Raw genomic sequence first — 23,756 nt, 5'->3', positions numbered from 1 at the left:
TCATGCAAGATGTAGCTAAACACCGTCTTTCAACAACATCGGTGTGCTTATGCACACTGACGGTTTTAGCCCTTGTTTATACGCTTTACGTGGCGCAAGCTCTCATTTTACTTTTGCTTATTACTGGCTTGATATCACTGTTACTAAGTCCTGGCGTAAAGCTATTGAAGAGATTTTATGTGCCTCGACCCATTGGCGCTTTCTTGCTCTTAGCCGCATTGGTTGTACCGGCGTCGTTTCTGGTCACACAGCTTCAGGAGCCTATGACTAAATGGGCAAAACTGTTGCCTGAACTATCTGATCAAGTATCGCAACAAATCGATATGATTGATGAGGCTATTGATAATTCAACAACAAAAACAAAAGTAGAAACAAAAGAAGAAGCAAGCTGGTTTGATTGGTTTAGCTCGGATGAACCTGAACCTAAAAAATCCGAAGTCGAAAGCGCTGAAGTGTTTGAAAAACGCTTAAAAGAATCTTTATTCTCCTTAGCAAGCGATCTTGCAGTATCTGCGCCTCTCGTTCTATTTCAGTTTTTCACCGTGTTGATACTCATCCTATTTACGCTTATCTATTCGCCGCAGTTGTTTCAACAGTATGTTGAATTATTAGTCCATGAGGACAAACGCAATACCGTAAAATTATTTGCGTTAAAGGCGCAACAACAGCTTTCTCGTTACATTTTAACGGTGAGCCTTATCAACACTAGCTTAGCAATTATTGTGAGTACATTTTTGTTTGCAATGGATCTTCAAGACGCGCTGTTGCTCGGCGTTCTGGTAGGCCTGCTAAATTTCATGCCATTTGTTGGGCCAATATTAGCGCTCGTGCTTATCGCTATCGGTGCTTTTGTGCAATGGGGACTAGACCTTAATACCGTACTTGTGTTGTCAGGCGTCACCTTAATTGTCACTTTAGAATCGCAATTTTTTACACCATTAGTATTAGCGAAGCACATGAGAATAAACCCACTCATTATTATTTTATGGCTGCTGTTAACCGGTTGGTTGTGGGGGCTGACGGGGGTTATTATTGCCGTCCCCATACTAGTGTGCATTAAATTGCTTTTAGACCAATCCAAAAACACTAAGCCTTGGGTTGAATTTTTGTCAACCTAGGGGCGTAGACGATAGCATTGGCGCAAAAGCTACATATCAAAAGGGTTGCTGGGGGCACATGAAAAGAAGATGGCGAGCAATCCCGCCACCTTAACTTACATTATTCATCTTACATATTTCGCTCGGTAAACTCAGCGAGACTGCTGCGTTCAACCTCATCAAAAATTAACACACTTCCTTTTTCATAATGTCGAAAAATGTTAACCGCCGCACTTGCTCCAGAAGAAGCAGGCGTAACAAAACGATCATCAATCTGAGCGAGGTTTCCTAGGACTATCGTTCGGCAATTTCGGCCTCCGCGACTAAGCATTCCTTTCATCTGTGCTCGAGTCATGTTTTGAGCTTCATCAATAATTAACACCGCATCATCAATAGAACGTCCTCTAAAATACGCCATACTGGTAAATTCAATGTTAGCGCGTTCAATAATATGCTCAATGGTTGCGCGCGTGCTCTTCTCGTCGCTGCCATGTGAATGCATAGAAATCAATGCGTCAGTCACCCCCGCTAGTAGAGGCAGGGACTTTTCTGTCAAATCGCCAGGGAGGAAACCAGGATCATCATCCATAAAGTCTCTACTTCTGACGACCACAATCTTTTTATATTGTTTTGTTTCTAGAACTTGGTGTAATCCTGCTGCAATCGCCAAAAATGTTTTACCTGAGCCCGCTGGACCAAGAATGATATTGAGGTCATAGAAAGGGTCGGTTAACTGACTGAGTGCAACAGATTGTCGTGGATTTTTAGGAGAAATACCCCAAATTTTTTCTTGTTGCCGAGGTAATAACTTTGTGAAAACACTACCCTCTGCAACTTCTGTAACCAGCCCAATATGCCCAGCGCTATCGTACCAATACATGTTGGCTTGCACTTCATCATTGAAAATGTCAGCGGGGAATTTATAAACATCTCCAGATAATTTGAAATCGTCGTCTGATTTTATTTGGTCAAATAAATCGCCGTCAAAGGCCTGAACGCCGGTATACAGTAAATCGACATCAGAAATTTGGTTATCAACCAATACGTCTTCTGCATCTACTCCTATTGTTCTTGCTTTAAGCCGCATATTAATATCACGACTGACTATCGTCACATTTTGTTTTAGCTGTTTTTGCATATGAAGCGCGAAATTGATAATCCGGTTGTCGGCATCACTGCCGATTGCATGCTTCAATTCATTTGCAAAATCTATTTGTGTATCTATGCCAATAAACAACTTGCCGCGTATGGCTGACTCAGTAGAAGGCAGTTCAATGCCCTTCTCCATTTCTTCGGAGGTGTGCCCGTTAATAATATCTTCAAGCATACGTATAACAACACGCGCATCTTGACTGACATTTTTGTCGGTCCGCTCTTTAAGATTATCAAGCTCTTCTAAAACCGTTAGGCAAATATAAATATCATCTTTGTATGCCAATAGACTTTTTGGATCATGAACCAAAGCTGAAGTATCTAGTACTCGAGGATTTCTGTTTTCGCTAGGGTTGTTCATTAACATGCTCCTTCAATATAAATGTTGCTTATGGCTTCCTCTTGATGAGCAAATAGACTTTTAAGATTTGATGTAAAAGGCGATGTGTAGAGCAGGTGTAGGATAATTGACGCGGAAGAATTTACGAATCTAATAGCAGGCATTCATGACTCCAAAATAATCATAACTAGGAAAGTGTTGCCGAACGATTTATAGCTTTGGTGTAACACACCATAATAAATTTTCAAACAATGGTCATTAAACTTCTGCAATATTATGGAAATTAAATTCATTAGGCGATAAGAATAAAATCCTTATTTAGTGCCCCATATAGCCATAACTTTACATTAAAGGCTGACATTGCCCCCTTATAGGGTTTACAATTGGCGCATAAATTTAGTCAACAAATCGGTTGTAATGAGCGAACTTCAGTCTTTTCATGTAGGTCAACGTTTTATTAGTAATAGCGAAGCTGTTTTGGGTTTAGGAGTCGTTATGGCTGCCGATGCTCGCAGCGTCAAGATCCTTTTCCCAGCGGTAGGCGAAGAGCGTACATACGCCAAATCAAATGCCCATGTAACACGCTTAGTGCTGGGCGTTGGCGAAAAAGTTAAACATATTGATGGGTTTGAAATCACGATCAACGAAGTGGTTGAGCAAGATAATTTACTAACCTACGTTGGCCTGCGTACTGATAACGAAGAAATCGCTCACGTGGTTGAAGTTGCCCTTGACCCTCAAGTTAAACTCAACCAACCCGAAAAACGACTGTTTCATGGACAATTTGACGATCCAAATTGGTTTGAGACCCGCTATAGATGCTGGCTGCAACAAAATGAATTTGCCAATTCTGGTGTTGTTGGCTTAGTAGGTGCACGCGTTGAACTAATACCCCATCAAATTCATATTGCCAATCAAGTAGGTAATCGTTTTGCTCCTCGTGTATTGCTTGCTGATGAAGTTGGTTTAGGTAAAACCATCGAAGCGGCGCTGATTATTCATATGCAAATAATTACCGGCCGCGCCCAGCGCGTGCTTATTGTAGTGCCTGATTCGCTAGTACATCAGTGGCTAGTTGAAATGCTTCGCAAGGTTAACCTGGCGTTTTCAGTGTTTGACGATGAACGTATAGAAGCAGTAAAAGAAAGCGGTGAAAACCCCTTTGACCAAGAACAACTTGTATTGTGTAGCCAACACTTTATTAGTCAACCAAAGGTACTTGAGCAAGCTTGCGCGACCTCATGGGACATATTAGTCGTTGACGAAGCGCACCACTTACATTGGTCACAAGACGACGTTTCTACTGAATATCAATCCATTGAGAAACTTAGTCAAATTGCTTTGTCGGTGCTATTGCTTACCGCGACCCCGGACCAACTTGGGCATCAAAGTCACTTCGCAAGATTACGCTTGCTTGATCCAGCCCGTTTTTATGATTACGAAGAATTTTTAAGCCAAGAACAAGGCTATAGTGAGCTAGCCCAAGCGGTTACGCCGCTTATTGAAGATCGCGAGCCAGACAACACCGAGATATCCATACTCAAACAGGTCGTACCCAATATCGATTTTAATGAATTTGATTTGAGCAATCGCGAAGACCGCGATCATTTGGTCACGCGCTTAGTCGACCAACATGGAACTGGCCGCCTGTTGTTTAGAAACAGACGCGCTGCTATTAAGGGATTCCCAGCAAGAATCACCCATCCGGCAAAACTTCGCTTACCCAAAGAGTACGCCTTAAGCCTGCTTGAACAAGACGACATAGAACATGCTCTTCACCCAGAACGAAGCTTAATGCTTGATGAAGCCTGGCCAAGCTACGACCCACGAGTCAGCTTTTTAATCGATATGCTTGAGCAAAATAAAGACGAGAAAGTCTTGGTCATCTGTGCCTATGCCAGCACGGCCTTGCAGATAGCCGAATATATGCGGGCCAAAACCAGCATTAGGCACACCGTCTTTCACGAAGGTATGAGTATTATAGAACGCGATAAAGCCGCACATTTCTTTTCTGAAAATGAAAAAGGCGCTCAGGTCATGTTGTGCAGCGAAATAGGCAGCGAAGGTCGTAACTTCCAGTTTTCGCGTCATTTAGTGCTATTTGATTTACCGCTTAACCCCGATTTACTTGAACAACGTATTGGACGCTTAGATCGTATAGGGCAAAAAAATGACATCAACTTGCATGTGCCCTATTTTGAAGAAACCGCTCAAGAAGTACTATTTAACTGGTACAGCGAAGGGTTAGCAGCATTCGATGCCACGTGCCCTGTAGGCGCCGACGTATATAAACGCCTAGAAGATGATTTGCATCACGCACTTGCCACACCCAGTGATATCGAAAACTGGAATGATGTGGTTGCCCAAGGCCATCAATTGACTGAAATTTTAAAACGTCAAATAGAAGAAGGCCGCGACCGTTTGCTTGAGATAAATGCCAAAGGCAATAGCGCCAGTGAAGAAGTGCTTGAGCAAATTGTATATGCCGAGAATCCGGTGTCGATGCTTAAGTTTATGACGCGCTTATTTGATAGTTTAGGTATTGTGCAAGAAGAAAAAGACGCCCATAGCTTTATTTTAAGGCAAACTGAAAATACTTTGTTCCCCATTAGCAGTATTTCCGATGAGGGACTAGAAATCACCTATAAGCGTGAAACGGCTACGCAACTTGAGCACCTGACCTTTATCAACCCAGACAGTACTTTGGTCACCCAATGTATAGATTCTGTATTAACGGATGTTATTGGTAAAAGTAGTTTATGTTTTGTTAATAAGCCAGGCTCTCCCGTGGGTGCCTATTGGGTTGAAATTATCGCTGTGTTAAATCCGTCTGCACCGCCAGCCTTGCAGCTTTACAGATATTTACCAGCGACGCCCACAAAAGTTTGTTTAGATGCAAAATTAACACCTGTCGATGAAGAGTTCACAAGCATATTTAAGGTGAAACCTAAAATGGCAAATCAGCTAATGACCGCATTAGCGACGCCAATATCAGAGACTATCTCAGCCTGTTTAGAGGTGGCGAATCAAGAATTAAGCAATGTGAAAAAAGCAGCGCTTATCAATATGGAATACGAACTCAATGATGAAATTGATAGATTGAGTGAACTAAAAATAAGTAATCCATCGATCCGCCAAGAGGAAATCGACTTCTTAGTAGATCAAAAAGAAAAACTGATTAAAACCATCAATGACGCCCAGCCTATACTAGACAGTGTACGTGTTGTGGTAAATAACCCCCGGTAGGTCTAAAAAACGTAAACATGACAAGGCCATTGATGGACTACAATCCACCTCTTTCTCCTATGTTTGAGGTGGTATTTAAAGACGAGCACCTAATTGTATTTAACAAGCCAAGTGGTTTGTTAACCGTGCCGGGTAAAGCACTTCAACATAAAGACTCGTTGCAATTAAGAGCGCAGAGAGTATGGCCTAGTGCGACCATTGTCCATCGCCTCGACATGGCGACTTCAGGCCTATTGATTATGGCGCTGAACAAAGACACACATCGTCATATTTCAAAGCAATTTGAAATGCGAGAAGTCAAGAAAACCTACTATGCGCGGGTGCTTGGAAAACCTAAAGACAGCTCAGGTACAATAACGCTCCCTTTAATCTGCGACTGGCCCAATAGACCGAAACAAATGGTTGATGTTGAAAATGGAAAAGCCGCCTGTACACATTGGGAGTTAATCAATAGCGACGCACGTTCTAGCTTGATAAAGTTGACCCCTATTACTGGCCGTTCTCATCAATTGCGCGTGCATATGTTGGCGATGGGTAATGAAATATTAGGTGATAAATTGTATGCCAGTGAGGCCGGCAAAGCGATGTCCAAAAGACTTTGCTTGCACGCCTTTAACATTAGCTTTACTCACCCTGTAAGTGGCGACAGCCTATACTTCGAGACACCCTACACCTTTTAATCTTATTGTTTAGCGCTTTAGGCCGATACGCATTATATCGAGAACCTTTTGTAAACAGATTGATATACATGCTAGAGCGAATTTCAGCACATAAAGCTACCACTAAAGCAATAACAAGTATAGCTTATACACTAGGATTGTTATTGGCTTCGTCAGTGCTTTATGCCTTTGCACAAGCGCCTACAGCGCCGCAGTCTATGGCAACTAGTAACCTAGAAGATTTGTCTTACTTCGTGCCAAGTCAAGCGCTCTCAATGCTAGAAATAAACATGAAGGGTGAAGCTGTTGAACTACCGTTTATTCGCTATAGTGCTCGCCAGCCAATCGTAAAAGGAGTGGCCATTCTAGTCAGTGAAATTCAAGCTCAAGGTCAAATTGACCCAACTCTGCACGCCGTAGCAAAGCGCCTACCTGATTGGGGTTGGCATACAGTACTGATAACGCCAAATCAAGCCTATATTAAAACCACTAGTGCTAATGAAAACCGCGAAACTGAAACAGATGAGCCGGTTGATGCCAGTCAAGAGCAAGAAATTGAAGAGCCAGTAGCAACAGAAATAAGCCAAGTAAATTTGCCACAAACAGGCCTTAAAGCAAATAGTCTGCAAGCACTTAGTCTGCCCTATACTTACGATGAATATTTGTATTTTTTAAACCTGCTTAATGACGCTATTAATAAAAAGTTTGCCCAGCAACCGGGTTATAAAGTGATGTATGCAAGCGGCACAAGCGCATCAGGTTTAATCACATTATTTGCAAAATCAAACAATACACAAATTGATGCATTAATCGTCAACAACCCTTATTGGCCAGAACCAGAACAAAACCAACAAGTACCGCAAGAGTTAGCGACACTGCCCATGCCTGTTCTAGATTTAGTTAGCGATTCTGACAATAGTTGGGCCAAACAAACTGCAGTTGAGCGTATCGTTGCTTCTAAAGTCGCGTTAAAAGCGATGTATCGTCAACGTGATATCATTGGAGGTAATTTAGGAATGAATCAGCATGATTATTTGTCAAAAGAAGTTGTAAGTTGGACATATTCTTTAGGTTGGTAAGCACATAGAGTATTCTCTTTTTAGCCTCGCTAGTGAAACACGCAAACTAAAACGTGGGGCTAATGTTAAAAATAATTAATTCAATATAAAGCAGTGCTTTTCGAAATGCCGACTATACTAATTAAAACTTAATTATTTTGGCGGTATGCTCGTGCAAGTACAAGCCTTTATAAATATGAAATCAACTCAGCTCGCGTATTATATTCGCGGTTTTTGGCATGCTAAAATCCCTTACCGAGAATTTGAAATATTTTTATGGGATACCCTAGAAGAGTGGTCCGAAATTGAGCAAACGCAAACGCAACTTTATACTCACAAAGAACGACTTTTTTGGCACCTATTTCATGAAACACAATTTGTTTCTGCGGCCACTTTGCTTAGCGACGAAATACTCAAAGAAGAAGTCGCATTTTGCTTGGCTTATTTAGAAAACGAAAAAGCCTATCCTTTGGATGTTGTTGGTATGCGCCCCTGACCCATCGCGTATGTGACCAAATCAAGCAGTCACATTGAAATATTCTGCAATCACCTGACTTGTGTAATGCTCAACCTGGCTCAAAGGAACCGGCTGCATCTTCGTGACTGCAGCTTTTTTTATCTCTGGAAAACCCCCATCCCTGCCAAGATACAATACCAAGATGGCCGTAAATAGTCATACGTGACTTTATTGACAGCGATATACGAAAGAAAATAGTCCTCGCTAATAGCAGTCCTGCAGTTGGTGCTATACACTTTATTAAATCTACGTTAAAAAACGAGAAATTATAATGGTTAGTAATACGTTAATGGCCTATGAAGCCAAGCAAACCCCCGATGTTATTAGTCAACAAGTGACCGAAAATAGCGAAATCATGCTTAATCTAGCTGAAAAGATAAGGCAGTTTGATCCTCAGTTTGTGTATATTGTTGGAAGAGGCTCGTCTGATCATGCAGGCGTATTTGCCAAATACTTAATAGAAATCGAACTGGGTATTCCGGTTTCCTCTTGTGCGCCTTCAGTACAAAGTATTTACAACAAGAATCTCAAACTTGATAAGGCCCTCGTGCTGGTCATTTCTCAATCTGGAGGAAGCCCTGATATTATCGCCCAAGCGAAAGCGGCAAAACTTAGCGCTGCAATGACGATAGCCTTAGTAAACACGCCCCACTCTCCTTTGAGCGAAATAGTCGATGCCGAAATTCCGTTAAGAGCAGGGGAAGAGAAAGCGGTCGCGGCTACCAAAAGCTACTTAGCGACACTAAGCGCAATACTCCACCTCGTCGCGTCGTGGAAAAATGACCAAAGCTTATTAGCTGCACTCATAGAGCTGCCTATGCAACTTAAAAGTATAATCACTGGCGAAGCTTGCTTACAAAAATCGGATTTAGATGACCTTAAACACTGCGGAGTATTGGGAAGAGGTTTCGGCTATGCCATTTCGAGAGAAATAGCCCTTAAACTAAAAGAAGTGCTGCTCATACATGCTGAAGCATTTAGCAGCGCTGAATTTCTGCATGGACCGGTTGCTTTGGTTGAAAAGCATCTTGCTATCATTAATATCTTGATAAGAGATGAATCGTTTGATGCGCATCAAGGTTTAATGCAAGATATCAATAGCAGAGGTGCCAAAACAACCCTAATGGATATAACAACAGATAACTGCCACCAGCGGTGTTTACCCTTGCTTGCGATGCAACGCTTTTACCTTGATATCGAATTAATTGCGCGGCAAATGGGCTTAAATCCAGATCAACCACCCGGTCTTAAAAAAGTCACTAAGACCTTATAAAAGAATCATCACTAATATGAAATATTTTGTCGAAAAACTATTTAATGGCTCCGTCATTCAAAGCAAGCAGCTAATTACCACTGACAATGGTAGCGTTGTAAGTGTTGTGCCGGGTGAAGCAAACGATGCTGATATTTGCGTTCAAGGGATATTGGCACCAGCCTATATTGACGTACAAGTCAATGGTGGTGGAGGCAAGTTATTCAATAATGAACCCACCTTAACTACCTTGCGCTGTATTTCTGAAGCTCACCGTCAATATGGCACTGGTGCTTTGTTACCCACATTAATTACCGACAACATCAATATAATGCAACAGGCCGCAGATGCCATTGCGCAAGCAATTGATGTTGGTGTGCCAGGGATTGTTGGTGTGCATTTTGAAGGCCCGCATTTAAGTGTGCCACGCCGAGGCATTCATCCAAGCGAACATATTAGAGATATAACAGATGAAGAACTGCGTATTTTCATGCGAAAAGATCTTGGCCGAGTTTGTGTTACCGTTGCTCCAGAAAACGTTCTCCCAAGTACCATCAAGAACTTAGTTAGTCACGGTATAATTGTGTGCCTTGGGCATTCCAATGCAAGTGATCAACAAACTTTCGATGCGCTTGATGCTGGAGCAACGGGCTTTACTCACTTATTTAATGCGATGTCGCCCTTACAAGGCCGAAAAAGTGGCATGGTTGGGGCAGCACTTTTAAATGATGACGCGTACTGTGGTCTTATCGTTGACAACGAACATGTAAGCCTTACTAGCTGCAAGTTGGCAGTAAAATGTAAAACAAGTAAGCGTATTATGCTTGTCACTGATGCGATGAGTCATGTTGGAAGCGATCAAGATATCTTACCCTTTGCTGGCATGGATATTAAGCGTAGCGGCAATAAACTGACTCTGGAAAACGGCACGTTAGCCGGTTCTGCACTTGATATGCAAACGGCCGTGCAAAACACGGTTAATCTTCTGGGACATCCCATGACTGACGCTTTGACTATGGCATCTACAACCCCTGCAGCGTTTTTGGGCTTAGGCAAAAGCAAAGGAAGAGTCGCACAGGGATACGATGTTGAATGGGTAGTGTTGGATAAGGATCTAAACGTCACTCAACTTATTAGCGAAACTAAGCATGCAAATTAGAATTACCTGCTATACCGCAAAGGCATAAGAAATAGGGTCGTGACTTTGATAGTCAACGACCTCAAAATCATCGGTACTCACCCAAGTCTCAATATCATGTAAAGACTTTATCTTGGGATTAATGCGTAAACTCGGCATTGGTAGCGCTTCTCGTTTGAGCTGCACGTTTTCCATTAAATCAAGTTGGTTCTCATAAATATGGGCGTTAACAATTTTATGATAAACCTTCCCCGCTTTATGCCCAGTAATTTGCGCCATAAGTGCCAACAAGACAAAGCACTGGGGCATATTGAAAGTTAAGCCAAGGGGTACATCACAGCTACGCATATAACTGGTCAAATGTAATGTGCCACCTAACAGCGAAAAGGTATGAGTGTGCATGCAAGGACGCAAACAACCTAAGTCAAATTCACCTGGATTGTAAAAAGTTAAAATCTCGCCGCGATCATCTATACCTTGGCTTAAGTTGTTCACAATTTTCGCTAACTGATCAAGAGAACTACCGTCTGGCTTTTGCCAACTGCGTCCTTGTACACCGTAGACACGCCCCATGTCGTCAGTTCCTTTACGTGCTGGGTTTGCTAACCAAGCGGCATTTTCGTTAGCATTAGCGTCCCAGGTTTTGCAACCTATAGCCCGGAAATCAGCCGCGTTATCATAGCCACGTAAATACCCTAGCAATTCTGCTATCGCCGCCTTGTAATAGCATTTACGAGTCGTCACTAAGGGGAAATGATTATTGCCTACATCGTATTCTAAATCTGCATTAATAAGCGTTAAACAACGTATATCCGTGCGTTTATTTTCGACCCACTGGCCTTGTTCAATCACCTTTTTGCATAGGTCTTCATATTGACTAACATTGTGTTGGCCGGCGTTGTTTTGCTTAAGCATATTGACTTGTCTCTTACTTTTTCTTTTTATTCGTTTTTTTAGATTGTGTCGCATTTGTGCTTGCATGTTCTGGCAAAGGACCTTTTACACCGCTTCTATTTGCGTAAATAATTAGGCCTAAACCCGCAAGCATCATAGGAATACATAACAATTGGCCTTGGCTTAAACCAACATCGTAAAGGCCTAAATGCGCATCTGGCTCTCTAAAGAATTCTACAATGAATCTAAACACGCCGTAACCGAACAAGAATAAGCCACCCACAGAGCCAACCGGCCTAGGTTTTGCAGAATAAAGCCATAAAATAACAAATAGCACCACACCTTCTAAAAAGAACTCATAAAGTTGCGAAGGATGGCGCGGATTTTCGGCATCTGGAAAGACAAAGGCCCACCAAACCGTGGTTTCACGACCCCATAATTCACCATTGATGAAGTTACCAATACGACCGGCGCCCAAACCTATAGGGACAAGCGGCGCAATAAAGTCACCGACCGCTAAAAATGACCAATGCTTAATCCTTGCATAAATATAAGCAGCGACGATTACCCCTAAACAGCCGCCATGAAAAGACATTCCGCCTTCCCAAATCTTGAATAGATACAAGGGGTTTTCTAAAAATGAGGAAAAGCTATAAAACATTACGTAGCCAAAACGCCCGCCTACAATAACGCCGAGAAAACAATAAAACAGTAGATCACTTAGCTCGTCTTTGCTCCATGGGGTTCTAGGAAGTCTTCTCGATGCCAACCAGTAAGCTGCCGCAAAGCCAATAAGATACATAAGACCATACCAACGAAGCGCTATCGGTCCTATTTCAAAAATAATAGGATCTATATTGGGGAAAGTTAGATAGCCTTGTTCGTTCATGTTGTTATTCTAATCCTATGATCATACGAATACTCACCAGTACCAAAAATACTGCGAAAATTCTCTTTAATTTGTGGGTGTCTAATTTGGCCGTAAGTTTAGCACCAATTCGGGCGGTGATCATCGACGTAATGACAATCCCAAGGGTTGCAGGCAAATATACATAGCCCAAAGCATATTCAGGTAAATACGGTTTATTAAAGCCCGTGTAAATGAAACTGACCGTACCAAAAGTGGCAATAACAACGCCGCACAGTGCTGCACAGCCGATAGCTTTTTTAATGTTTATTTGAAACCACACGAGGATAGGCACTAGCAAAGCCCCTCCACCAACACCCATCAGCGCCGAAATGAAACCACTACCCAAGCCAATGACACTAAGCGCTGGATTACTTAAGCTAGTGGATGAAACGCGATTACGCCCAAAAATCATTTGCAAAGCGATGCCAATAACTAAACCTGCAAATATTCGTTGTAGTAAAACACCTGAAATTTTAGTCGCAAAAAAAGCCCCCAAACTAGCACCAAGGGCAATACCAATGGCGCAATACAGAACAATATTTTTATCAATATTACCCATTTTCAAATGTGTCCGGGCTGAGGACAAACCAGTAAAAATGACCGTAGAGAGGGATGTAGCAATCGCCATTGGCATACCATGTTCTACATCAATACCTAATAAATGTTGGGCCATGAATAAAAAGGCAGGTACGATAATGAGACCGCCACCAATGCCTAAAAGGCCTGCAAAAATACCGACAATAGCGCCTAAAACCAAACACAATAAGAAGAATATTACTACCGCTTCCATTAAGCTCCTGCCCGAATCAGGCCAGCTAGGTTTTTCGTTTCTAGATAATCGTTAATTAATGCAATAACCTGGTCAGTTGTGTCTTGGCGCAGCAAAATACCTAACAATCCTTGCATGTCGGTAATATTGGTATTTCGCAACACCCAATTAATCTTCCGTAGGCTGTGAGCATTCATACTCAGCTTACGATAACCCATCGCCATCAAAATGACCGCTCCTGCCGGTTCACCAGCAAGTTCGCCGCACACAGTAACTGGGATATTTACTTTATTACTCTGATTGATAATTTGTTGCAAGGCATTTAACACTGAGGGGTGGTAACTGGAATACAGGGTCGATACGCGCGCGTTGTTTCTATCTACCGCCAATAAATACTGGGTTAAGTCGTTAGTACCGACTGAAAAGAAATCGGCATGTTTCGCCAACTGCTCGATTTGGAAAATCACCGCGGGGACTTCTAACATGACACCAACTGCAGGTTTTGATAACAATTTCCCTGCGTTATAAGCATCTTCTTTCACCTCTAAAAATGCTTGTTTAATAAGGCGCTTTGCCTCAATGACTTCACTTACATTTGAAATCATGGGAAGCAATATCTGTAAATTTGAAAGGCCAACGCTCGCCCGTAACATTGCCCGTACTTGCACAAGAAAAATATCAGGGTGATCTAATGTTAGTCGAATACCACGCCAACCTAAGAAAGGATTATCCTCAACAATAGGAAAATAGGAAAGCGGCTTATCTCCCCCCACGTCAAGCGTACGCATAGTAATTTCTTTACTCGGGTGAGCGCTAAGTAAACTATGATACAAAGCATACTGCTCTTGCTCAGAAGGAAAACGTTCTCGCATCATAAAGGGAATTTCGGTGCGGTATAATCCAACACCATCGCCTTGTATAAATTGTTCCATTTCGACATTTGCTGACAACCCAGCATTCACTAAAAGTGAAATTCGTTTGCCGTCTTGCGTAACACTCGGGTTATCAGACTCTGCCGCTATTTTACTATGCAGCGCTTCTTCTTGTTCAATCAGTAGTTGATAGTCAATTCGATTCTTTTCAGTAAGGTTAAGTACCACTTCACCCGAGTAGCCGTCTAAAAACAAGTCTTGGTTGTCAAGGACCTTAAGCGATACTTTTTGTAAGCCCATCACCGCAGGCACTCCCATGGCACGGGCCATGATAGCGGCATGACTATTGTTTGAGCCCTTAATGGAAATAATTCCGGCTAACAAGTGGCGAGGAAATTCAGCTAGCATCGGTGCACTAACTTCTTGGGCGACTAAGATGTAATTGCCGTTTTCTGCTTTGTCTTTGTCGAGCAAAAATTGTTGGTTACTGTCACCAACAATATTGCCGAGTATGCGGTTAGAAAGGTCAATGATATCTACCGCGCGCTCTCGCATGTAAGGGTCGCTCATACGTTCAAATCGAGCGGCATAATCTTCAACAACGAACTTAAGCGAGGACGCTGCATCCCAACCTTCATGAATTTTTGCTTCTACTTCACGACCTAAACTATTGGCGTCTAACAATTGATGATAGAGCTGGAAAATAGCGCTCACGTCTTCAGGCATATTGCCTTTAACTTGTGCTGACAAGTTATCTACTTCAACGCGAGTCTTTTCAACCCCTTGCCTATATAACGCAATTTGGCCTGCCAAATCATCAGATTTTTTCGCGATGTGTTGTCTTAAATCGTGCTTCGCATTGTAGGCAATGCCTCGCCCTAACACCAATCCCGATGAGCCGGGTATTCCGTTCACAACCCGTGATTCATTGGCTATCAGCTTGTTATCTAAATTTAGCGTACCTAAAGATTCTGCGTTTACAATTTCCAGCGCAATCTGTGCTGCCAGCGTGATCAAAAAAGCTTCTTCGTCCTCACTAAAACGGCGAATACTTTCTTGCTGCATTGAAATAACACCTAATACTTTGCGCTGGTAAATAATAGGCGTGCCGATGAAAGCGTGTAAGTTATCTTCTTTTACTTCAGGATAATGTTTAAATCTTGGGTGTTGATGCGCATTTTCAATATTGATAGGCTCTTCTCTGTCGCCCACCAATCCAATCAAGCCCTCATAAAAACCAATTTTAACTTTACCCACAGCGTCTTTGTCTAACCCCACGGTTGCGGTTAAATAAAGTTCTTGTTTGCTATAATCGGTCAAATAAATTGAGCAAGAATCCACATTCATGGCGTCTTTTACCATTTCAACTAAACGCATCAGAGCTTGTTGTAAGTCAGGGATGTGACCTACTTCTTGGATGATTTGTTTAAGGACGGTAAGCATAATTTTCCCTATAGAATGTTAGCGTGAGGCAATTAAAAACACTGATACGAACCCTATTCTTTATCGCGTTAAGGTTTTTGCCTACGTTTATTTCTGTTCCGGCGAGTTGATGCGGATGGATTTTTTGAAGTAGGCATCACGTAGGGCACAAACTCTTTCATCACGCGCCTATAAACATCGCGTTTGAATGAGACAACGTTACGGATGGGATACCAATAAGTAACCCAGCGCCAATCGTCAAACTCAGGATGACCGGTACGTGCTAAATCTACATCAGATTCATTACATGTGAGTGACAGTAAAAACCATTTTTGCTTTTGCCCAATACATACCGGATCGGTACCCTTACGCACAAGCCGTTTGGGCAGCTTGTAGCGTAACCAATTACGCGACACTGCCTCAATTTTTACGTCTTTTTTTACCAGCCCAACTTCTTCGTTGAGCTCTCTATACATTGCCTCTTCGGCAGTCTCGCCTTTGTCAATTCCACCTTGTGGAAATTGCCATGAATGTTGGCCGTATCTTCTGGCCCAGAAAACTTGTCCTGATTTATTACAGATTATGATGCCAACATTCGCGCGGAACCCTTCGGTATCAATCACTTAGATTACCTGGCGCGGTTGTTTTTTGATATACTAGCATTCTTTCATATTCTTGGCCTTAATCAAAGTAATTGTTGCAGTTTTGTGAAAATACAAACCCCTCCCAGCTCTGTTGAAGTACTTATGACGCGCGCAAATCAGTTGGCGGGGCTAACGCTTGGGGACGTTGCAAAAGAATTGGGCGTGAGCGTTCCGGTAAATTTTAAGCGCCATAAAGGCTGGGCCGGACAGCTAATTGAAGCCTATCTTGGCGCCAGCGCAGGCAGCAAACCTGAACAAGATTTTGTAGAGCTAGGCATCGAACTAAAAACTCTGCCGCTCAGTCATTCACTAACCCCCTTAGAAACAACCTATGTTTGCTATGCCCCACTACAAGATTTGGTCGGCGTAACGTGGTCAAATTCTAGTGTTCGCAACAAATTACAACGAGTCCTATGGGTCCCCATTCAAGGTGAGCGTGATATTTCACCTAAAATGCGCGTAATCGGCTCGCCTATTTTATGGCAACCTAGTGAACAAGAACTCCTTTTATTGCAACAGGATTGGGAAGAGTTGATGGATATGATCACATTGGGTAAAGTTGAACATATTACCGCGAGGATTGGCCAAGTTCTCCAAATTAGACCAAAAGCCGCCGACGGTAAAGCGCTTACCCAAGCAACAGGTCCTAACGGGGCGACGATACTAACGCGGCCACGAGGTTTTTATTTACGTAAAGAATTTACGCAGCAAATTCTTGAAAACGCGTTTTAAAAAGCGTAACTCATTGCGCAAATGTAAGAAGTTGTCGCGAAGACCATGCAAAATACACGAAGTTAGACATTAAATGGCGAGGGCCTTTATGAGCAAACATATTGTTTTAACATGGGAACTAGGCGCAGCGCTTGGCCATGTGATGGGCTTTCGTAACCTTGTCATTGCCTTTTTGTCAAAGGATTACAAGGTATCTATTATTGGTAGAAATTTGCCCTCGGTCGACCTCGTTTTTCATGATCTTGACATTAGCTATTATCAAAGCCCGCTATTTTCAGCACCCAAAACACAAAGCCTAGATGCCACCCATAGCTATAGCGATATAATTTACAATCTTGGCTACAGTAGTGAGCAGTCACTTACCGGCTTAGTAAACGGATGGTTGAATTTATTCCAACTTATAAAGCCCGATTTATTGATTTGTGATCACAGCCCTAGTGCGTTAGTTGCAGCGGCATGCTTAAATATTAAAGTAGCTACTTTTGGCAACGGTTTTTTTGTTCCACCCGATACCGACTATCCTGTACTTTTTCAAGAAGTAGACAAAGTAACGAGCAAGCAAGTGCTAGCCAGATATAAACGCGTTTTACAAAGTATCAATAAAGTCCTCGCTTTGCATAAAGCAAAACCTATTTCACGCTTATATGACATTTTTAGGCCAGCAACACATTTTTTATGCACTCTTGCCGAAACTGATCATTATGAGCGAAGTAGCGATACCGTTTATTATGGACCTCGAAGTAGTACTGACCAAGGAAGAAAGTTTTCATTTAGCACTGATGAAAAAATCGTTTTTGTATACTTACAGCCCTATACACAGCAGATAATCCCATTGATGACTGCTTTGGCCAAGCTACCTATTCGTAGCATTTTATATATTCCAAATGCAGCAGAAGATATTCAGACTCTAGCGAAGCAACACAAAAATATTACACTTTCACACGAAGCGGTTCATATCGACAGCATGTTTGAACACACAGCCTTACTTGTTAGCAATGGGAGCCATGGACTTGTCAGTGAGGGGTTACTTCGAGCGATACCGTCATTGCTGTTGCCAACGCAACTTGAACAAAACATTCTCGCCAAAAAACTTAGCGTCCAAAAACTCGCTTTAGCCATGAATGATAAAACGAAAGTAAACATTGATGCTGCGCTGCAATTTGCACTCACCAATAACGCCTTACATGAACGTTTAGCTCAGTTTAAGCAAAAATATGCAGATTATGAGCAGGCTGACTCGATTACGAAGATAGTGGATGGGTGCATGGCGGACAACAAGTAAGGAATTAAAAAAACGCGACACACTGTCGCGTTTTTTTAAGGGCTAGTGGCTAACTTATCTATTTTTTATACGATAGGCTGCAAATCCAAATAAGGATAAACCTAAAAACAATGCCGTACTTGGTGCACTAACAACATTCATTGGGTTACGAGTAATGCTCGTTCCAGGCTGATTAATTGAAAAGGGGTCGTTAAATTGAGCATAAGATGTACCAAACTCGTCACCCGAAGCATTGGTCATGACCGTATAAACAATCTCAACAATGTCGTTGGCTGCAATAAATCCTAGGTCGATAGTGAAGGCTTGTTCGCCCCAATTGTAAAAACCATCGGTAGGTGAACTTCCTGTATTTAGGTCGGTACCTGTTTTTTGTAATGAATGAACGCCTGCATCTAATGTGAGCAAAGCAGTGCTTTCAAATTGAACCCCACCATCAATAGCAATTTGCGCAGCATAGCCAGCAGCAGCAGAACCGGTGTCGTCTTCGCAGCCTATGCCTATTATAGCTTGGGTTTCAAAACCTTCGTTAAATTCTTGAATGACGCCATTGCCGTAACCGTAACCATCGCCAGTACAATCAGCTGACAAAGAGCCGTTTTCAACAACAAAGTTGAAATCGAAAAATCCACCATCGCCATCGTTTTCAAAGGTATAGGTTTGAGTTAGGGTAGATATCGCTTGAGCGTTAGATTGAGCAGAAGCAGTGACATAAAACCAGCCACTATTGTTAGCTTTTGCGTTTCCTTGCGAAAATGCCGCATCCTCAGACAATGAACGCGTTAAGTCTAGTGTTGCTGGATCGCTTTCATTCGCGCTTAAGCTTAAAGAACCGGCTTCTAAGGCAACATCACCCTCGAGCTCTACACCAATGATTGCCGCATTTGCGCAATTACCTAGTATGATGCCGGTAAGTCCTAGCGCTAATACAATTTTATTTTTGGTAAACATAAATACTCCTCGTACATAAACAACTATTGTTGATGCCTCAGTACTTCGGATAAATCTGTATTCCCTAAGGCGAAGCTATATATCGCAGCGGGCACGAATCGAAAAATCGCTCGCGGATATGCATTATTGAGAGTTCAGCAACTTTTGGGCCATATCCATTTTTAGAGTTAGTTTCAATGGCTTAGAGTAAAGCACTCAAAAGTATAATTCGACATTGTAAAAATACCTGACACATTAGCAAAAACTTAACTTGCTTGACCAAGATCAATATGTCCATTGTTTAATTAATCTACACTCAAGTGGTAAATTTGTAAACTAAAGGCAAAAAATTATGGCACTGTACATTACCGACGAATGCATTAACTGTGATCTGTGTCCAGTAGAATGTCCAAATGAAGCAATCTCCATGGGCGATGAGATTTTTGAAATAGATCCTGACCGCTGCACTGAGTGTGTTGGCCATTACGACGAACCAAGTTGTGTTGCCGTATGTCCGGTTGAATGTATTGAAAGTGATCCAAACCGCGTAGAGACACTCGATCAACTCGCCGTTAAATATACCAACTTACATTAAGAGATTGGCTGAGATTTCTCTGCCTCATCCTGATTTACTGAATCGCTGGCAACGTCACTGTCGTCATCCGATTCAGTGTAGGCTGTCCCATCATCTTTGGACGCCTCCTCTTGCTCTAATGCTTCACAGGTCATCGTTACGCTGTAAGTAAATACGGCACCAAGCAATACAACTATCCACGATAAATAGACCCAAACAAACAATATAGGAATGGTTGCGAGCGCGCCGTATATAACCTCATAGGAAGGGAAGTTTGAAATATAAAAGGCAAAGCCCTTTTTCGTTAATTCGAACAGAACCGTCGCAAGTAAAGCACCAAAAAATGCGTATTTGGCGCGCACTGGCCTATTTGGCACAATCATGTACAAAAGCATAAATGCGACGATTGCCGAGGCCCAAGGTACCAATTTAAGGGCGGCAGTTCCAAAGCCCGGCGTGTAATCATCGGCAAAGGTTGCAAGGCCGGCTACATATGAGCTAACAATCAAGCTCACTGCAATAAGCAAGGGCCCTAGCGTAATAATCATCCAATAAATCGCGAAGGTAAAAATAACAGGGCGCTGTACTTGAGTTTTCCATAGATGGTTGAAGGTTTTATCAATATTTGAAATCAAAAGTATTGCGACCACCAACAAGGAAATTATGCTTGCCGCTCCCATGCCTGAAGCATTACCAACAAACTCCGCCATATAGTTTTGTACAACGTCTCCGGCAGTAGGTACAAAATTAGTGAAAATGAATTCTTCAAACTCAACTCGAATTTCTGCAAACGCGGGAAATGCCGACATGAACATAAAAATGACCATAATCACAGGCACCAAAGAGAGCAAGCTCACATAAGCTAAGTGCCCAGCAATGATGGTGATTCGCTCCCCTTTTAAGTCTTTCGCAAAATTAATACCAATTGACTTTAATAAAGGGAGTCGTATTTGCCCATAATCTTGTAATTTAGCTAATATGTCCACGTTGCTCCAGAAGCGTTTAAGGCCTTGCAATTAAACTAAGGGGAAACCACGCTGTTGAAAGCATCGTGATTTATTTGATGGAGCATAGTTTATCAGCGGGAATGCAGTATGCACAAGTGTACTGAAGCTTAAGAACCGTTTATCGCGCCACAAGCCCAGTACATTAGCATCTGCAGTCCTCGCATATCCACGCATTCCTCATCCGACCATTAAGCAAAAAACATCAAAAACGCGATTCCCACGGAGGCATAATGCTGAGCGGTTAAGCACGAGTCCTAACAAGCGTCGTTCTTGCGAAGGCATAATACTGATCGTTTAAGAATTGATCAGTCAGTTTTTATAGTAGCCAAAGCACCTTGACTAGGCATAAAATGAGATCAAACTAAGGGCACTCAAAACTTAGTTTGATTATTATGCTCACTCAAGGCCTTGCCACAGTTTTCTCTGAAGAATGTCTTCACAACAAAATCAATGTATTTAATGCGCCACTCCCAACTGAATGGTTAGAACAAGCACTTTCACTAAGTGATAATGTTTCCATAAGACGACGAAAATTACCACCGCAACAGGTACTTCGTCTGGTTGTCGGTATGTCACTTTTACGCCAGGAATCGATCCAAGAGGTAGCGACTCGTTTAGCATTTAGTTCAAAGGGTCTTAATAATGACTTGTTGGCGGCACGAAGCTCATTGAGTAATGCAAGGCAGCGACTAGGGTTTCAACCCGTCAAAACGCTATTTGAATTAAGTGCACAGCACTGGAATAAGCAAACCCATGTGGAAGATAATTGGCAAGGTTTGCAAGTCTTATCGATTGATGGAACGACACTTCGCACCGAAGATACACCAGAACTAAGGGAGCACTTTGGCTCGGTACTCAATCAAAGTGATGCTAAGTCAGGTTATCCTGTCATGCAATTGACCTGTCTTATGAATGTGCGGAATCATTTGATACTAGATGCTCAAGCCTCCAAGTTTAATGAGCCGGAGTTGAGTCATGCCGCAAAGCTGGTATCAAAAGTGTCCGACAACAGCATATTACTTATGGATAAGCTCTATCACTCAGCAAAGCTGTTGATTGACATTGAGAACAATGGACAGCAGAGGTTCTGGGTAACTCCTATCAAAAAAAACCTTAAGTATACGGTTAAGCAAAAATATGCGTCCAATGATGCTTATGTTGAGCGTGACCTCAGCAGTGCAAGGAGAAAGGATAAGTCCCTGCCAAGGCACTGGGGTATGAGGCTTATCACCTTTAATATAGGTCGCGATAAAGAAGTAAAACTTGCCACGAATCTGCCTCATGAAGATTATTCAGCCAAAGATATTATTGAGTTATACAAAGAACGTTGGGAAATTGAGCTGGGTTATCGAGAAGTCAAAGTATCCATGCTTCAAAATGCATTGGTACTGCGAAGTAAGAAAAAAGACCTTGTTTATCAAGAACTATATGGCATGTTAATCGCCTATAATTTAGTGCGACATGAGATAGCGCTGACAGCAGTGGAGGTCGGTATAAGACCAACAAGGATAAGCTTTACAGCAGCCTTACGTATTGTTTTATATGATTATTATATGCTCGCTACAACAAATAGCCTACATACCATTCCCGCGAGAATGAAAGACCTAACGAATGTGTTAAAGGACTTTGTTCTACCAAGAGAAAAACGGCGAAGTAACCCCAGAGAGAAGAAGACCAATGTCATGCGGAGATACGCTACCAAGAAGTCGAAACACTTACAAAAAAATGCTTAAGCGAACAGTATTATGCGAAGGCAAGAATCTCTAAAATCACACGCAAAAACGCAGGCTTTTATTGGATTTACTAAGCTTTTGAGGAGATACTCGCCTTCGCGAGCATGACCATTGGCGTAAAACGCTTAAGCGAACGGCATTACAGTTCGCAAGAATAACTAGATAAACCTACGGCTTAATTTTTACGAAGGCCGAGCATATGACAAATCGCATAGCTGAGTTCACTTCTGTTTAAGGTGTAGAAATGGAAATGTTTGACACCCTCTTTAGCCAGTACTTTCACCATGTCCATGGCGATATTAGCACCAAGCAAATTACGCGTTGCTTGGTCATCTTTATCTAAGCCATCGTATAGTTTATGTAACCAACCTGGAACATGTACGTTGGTCATTCCCGCAAAACGTACCAAGGTTTGATAGTTTGTCACCGGCAATATCCCTGGCACAATATCCGCATCGATGCCAGCCGCAGCGGCGCGATCTCGAAAACGTAGAAAAACGCTTGTATCAAAAAAGAATTGAGTAATCGCCTCATTTGCACCGGCTTCTATTTTTCGCTTTAGGTTAAGAAGGTCAAATTGATCATTTGGTGCATCTGGATGTTTTTCTGGATAAGCAGCAACCGAAATATCAAAATCAGCCACATCTTTTAGAATACCAACTAAATCCGACGCATATAGTGCGGGCTTTTCCATGCCCTCAGGAAGGTCTCCACGAAGCGCTACGATACGTCTAACCCCCGTATCCCAATAATCCTTCGCAATTGCTCTTAACTCAGCTTCTGAGGCATCTACGCAAGTTAAATGGGGGGCTGTAGAAACACCGGTTTCTGTTTGTATCTTTTTAACAACAGAGTGAGTGCGGTCTCGTTCGCCACTGTTCGCGCCATAGGTAACCGACATGTACTTAGGCTTAAGTGGTGCAAGTCTTTCAACGGACTTCCACAAAGTGTCTTCCATCGCTTGGGTATTGGGTGGAAAAAATTCAAATGAGACATCGATGTCGCGTAATTCGCTTAAAGACTGATTGAGGGCATCGATACCCTGAGCGTAAGAAACCATGAAAAACCTTAAATAGACGTTTAGACGTCTAAATTACGAGTATATTGGATAGACGTCAAGCAATTTAGACGTCTAGATTGATATTTTCTCTAGAACAGTTAGAATTTTATTATAACTTAACCACATAACGACAAAAACAATGGCTAAATGGAACGGCGAATACATTCATCCCTATGCAGAGCATGGTAAAAAAAGCGAGCAAGTAAAAAAGGTCACTGTGTCGATACCTATCAAGGTCTTAAAAGTATTAACCGACGAGCGAACGCGTAGACAAGTCAGTAATTTGCGCCATGCAACTAACTCTGAATTACTATGTGAGGCATTTTTACATGCTTTTACAGGTCAACCGCTTCCCGATGATGTCGATTTGAAAAAAGACAATAATTATAGAATTCCACTAGAAGCTAGAAAAATTATGGAAGCGATGGGCATCGATGTCGCTGAAATCGAAGCCCAAGACTAATCTTTAGA

21 protein-coding genes are annotated in these 23,756 nt (G+C 42.2%); 12 read left to right on the top strand and 9 right to left on the bottom strand.

Going from position 1 to position 23,756, the window contains the following annotated elements:
- Window positions 1-2 precede the first annotated feature (2 nt).
- Entirely contained in the window at window positions 3-1,118 is a 1,116-nt protein-coding gene (locus tag AC0L6H_RS09040; RefSeq protein ID WP_473393898.1) for an AI-2E family transporter, read from the top strand.
- A 109-nt stretch (window positions 1,119-1,227) separates the two neighbouring features.
- On the opposite strand, the gene AC0L6H_RS09035 is transcribed toward AC0L6H_RS09040, so the two are convergent.
- Window positions 1,228-2,610 carry a PhoH family protein gene (locus AC0L6H_RS09035; protein WP_473393897.1) on the bottom strand — a complete coding sequence of 461 codons (1,383 nt, stop codon included), beginning with the start codon at window positions 2,608-2,610 and terminating at the stop codon, window positions 1,228-1,230.
- Between the two features lie 396 nt (window positions 2,611-3,006).
- Here AC0L6H_RS09035 and rapA point away from each other — a divergent pair, with 396 nt between their 5' ends.
- The 6 genes from rapA to nagA all read left to right on the top strand — a co-directional run bounded on the left by rapA (window position 3,007) and on the right by nagA (window position 10,480).
- Window positions 3,007-5,835: an RNA polymerase-associated protein RapA gene (gene rapA / locus AC0L6H_RS09030; RefSeq protein ID WP_473393895.1), complete on the top strand. Its 2,829-nt coding sequence runs from the start codon at window positions 3,007-3,009 to the stop codon at window positions 5,833-5,835.
- A gap of 32 nt (window positions 5,836-5,867) precedes the next feature.
- A complete protein-coding gene (locus AC0L6H_RS09025) occupies window positions 5,868-6,515 on the top strand; it encodes a pseudouridine synthase (protein ID WP_473393894.1) in 648 nt (215 codons plus the stop codon).
- A gap of 143 nt (window positions 6,516-6,658) precedes the next feature.
- Window positions 6,659-7,573, top strand: coding sequence for a DUF3530 family protein (locus AC0L6H_RS09020; RefSeq protein WP_473393893.1), 915 nt, complete (start codon window positions 6,659-6,661; stop codon window positions 7,571-7,573).
- Between the two features lie 175 nt (window positions 7,574-7,748).
- Entirely contained in the window at window positions 7,749-8,048 is a 300-nt protein-coding gene (locus tag AC0L6H_RS09015; protein WP_473393892.1) for a hypothetical protein, read from the top strand.
- Between the two features lie 292 nt (window positions 8,049-8,340).
- Entirely contained in the window at window positions 8,341-9,342 is a 1,002-nt protein-coding gene (gene nagB-II, locus AC0L6H_RS09010; RefSeq protein ID WP_473393890.1) for a glucosamine-6-phosphate deaminase NagB-II, read from the top strand.
- Between the two features lie 16 nt (window positions 9,343-9,358).
- On the top strand, window positions 9,359-10,480 hold the full coding sequence (nagA, locus tag AC0L6H_RS09005; protein ID WP_473393888.1) for an N-acetylglucosamine-6-phosphate deacetylase: 1,122 nt from the start codon (window positions 9,359-9,361) through the stop codon (window positions 10,478-10,480).
- Between the two features lie 9 nt (window positions 10,481-10,489).
- Here nagA and AC0L6H_RS09000 read toward each other — a convergent pair whose 3' ends face one another.
- The 5 genes from AC0L6H_RS09000 to rppH all read right to left on the bottom strand — a co-directional run bounded on the left by AC0L6H_RS09000 (window position 10,490) and on the right by rppH (window position 15,949).
- Window positions 10,490-11,374 carry a thymidylate synthase gene (locus AC0L6H_RS09000; RefSeq protein WP_473393887.1) on the bottom strand — a complete coding sequence of 295 codons (885 nt, stop codon included), beginning with the start codon at window positions 11,372-11,374 and terminating at the stop codon, window positions 10,490-10,492.
- Window positions 11,375-11,387: 13 nt separating this feature from the next.
- A complete protein-coding gene (gene lgt, locus AC0L6H_RS08995) occupies window positions 11,388-12,242 on the bottom strand; it encodes a prolipoprotein diacylglyceryl transferase (protein WP_473393885.1) in 855 nt (284 codons plus the stop codon).
- A gap of 4 nt (window positions 12,243-12,246) precedes the next feature.
- A complete protein-coding gene (locus AC0L6H_RS08990; RefSeq protein ID WP_473393884.1) occupies window positions 12,247-13,053 on the bottom strand; it encodes a sulfite exporter TauE/SafE family protein in 807 nt (268 codons plus the stop codon).
- Window positions 13,053-15,347 (bottom strand): phosphoenolpyruvate--protein phosphotransferase, encoded by a 2,295-nt coding sequence (gene ptsP / locus AC0L6H_RS08985; RefSeq protein WP_473393882.1) that lies wholly within the window; start codon window positions 15,345-15,347, stop codon window positions 13,053-13,055. The genes AC0L6H_RS08990 and ptsP overlap by 1 nt, the downstream gene beginning before the upstream one ends.
- 68 nt (window positions 15,348-15,415) lie before the next feature.
- Window positions 15,416-15,949, bottom strand: a complete 534-nt coding sequence (gene rppH, locus AC0L6H_RS08980) for an RNA pyrophosphohydrolase (protein WP_473393881.1) — start codon at window positions 15,947-15,949, stop codon at window positions 15,416-15,418.
- Window positions 15,950-16,033: 84 nt separating this feature from the next.
- Between rppH and mutH the strand changes: the two genes are divergently transcribed.
- Complete coding sequence (mutH, locus tag AC0L6H_RS08975) at window positions 16,034-16,702, top strand: DNA mismatch repair endonuclease MutH (RefSeq protein WP_473393879.1); 669 nt, start codon at window positions 16,034-16,036, stop codon at window positions 16,700-16,702.
- A gap of 88 nt (window positions 16,703-16,790) precedes the next feature.
- Window positions 16,791-17,984 (top strand): hypothetical protein, encoded by a 1,194-nt coding sequence (locus AC0L6H_RS08970; RefSeq protein WP_473393878.1) that lies wholly within the window; start codon window positions 16,791-16,793, stop codon window positions 17,982-17,984.
- A 54-nt stretch (window positions 17,985-18,038) separates the two neighbouring features.
- Here the strand turns inward: AC0L6H_RS08970 and AC0L6H_RS08965 are convergent, their stop codons facing one another.
- Window positions 18,039-18,932, bottom strand: a complete 894-nt coding sequence (locus AC0L6H_RS08965) for a hypothetical protein (protein ID WP_473393877.1) — start codon at window positions 18,930-18,932, stop codon at window positions 18,039-18,041.
- A gap of 331 nt (window positions 18,933-19,263) precedes the next feature.
- On the opposite strand from AC0L6H_RS08965, the gene AC0L6H_RS08960 reads away from it, so the two are divergent.
- Complete coding sequence (locus AC0L6H_RS08960) at window positions 19,264-19,506, top strand: YfhL family 4Fe-4S dicluster ferredoxin (RefSeq protein WP_473393875.1); 243 nt, start codon at window positions 19,264-19,266, stop codon at window positions 19,504-19,506.
- On the opposite strand, the gene AC0L6H_RS08955 is transcribed toward AC0L6H_RS08960, so the two are convergent.
- Window positions 19,503-20,471, bottom strand: coding sequence for a virulence factor BrkB family protein (locus AC0L6H_RS08955; RefSeq protein WP_473393874.1), 969 nt, complete (start codon window positions 20,469-20,471; stop codon window positions 19,503-19,505). The genes AC0L6H_RS08960 and AC0L6H_RS08955 overlap by 4 nt on opposite strands.
- Before the next feature lie 413 nt (window positions 20,472-20,884).
- Here AC0L6H_RS08955 and AC0L6H_RS08950 point away from each other — a divergent pair, with 413 nt between their 5' ends.
- Window positions 20,885-22,225 carry an IS4 family transposase gene (locus tag AC0L6H_RS08950; RefSeq protein ID WP_473393873.1) on the top strand — a complete coding sequence of 447 codons (1,341 nt, stop codon included), beginning with the start codon at window positions 20,885-20,887 and terminating at the stop codon, window positions 22,223-22,225.
- A 175-nt stretch (window positions 22,226-22,400) separates the two neighbouring features.
- Here AC0L6H_RS08950 and metF read toward each other — a convergent pair whose 3' ends face one another.
- The gene (gene metF / locus AC0L6H_RS08945; RefSeq protein ID WP_473393872.1) at window positions 22,401-23,285 is read right to left on the bottom strand and encodes a methylenetetrahydrofolate reductase; all 885 of its coding nucleotides are present in this window, start codon (window positions 23,283-23,285) and stop codon (window positions 22,401-22,403) included.
- Window positions 23,286-23,424: 139 nt separating this feature from the next.
- Between metF and metJ the strand changes: the two genes are divergently transcribed.
- A complete protein-coding gene (gene metJ, locus AC0L6H_RS08940) occupies window positions 23,425-23,748 on the top strand; it encodes a met regulon transcriptional regulator MetJ (protein WP_473393871.1) in 324 nt (107 codons plus the stop codon).
- The last annotated feature ends 8 nt before the right edge of the window (window positions 23,749-23,756 follow it).

This window comes from Glaciecola sp. G7-5 (genome assembly GCF_055808975.1).
The sequence above is the reverse complement of the archived record's forward strand: the minus strand, read 5'-3'. Positions and strand labels throughout refer to the sequence as shown.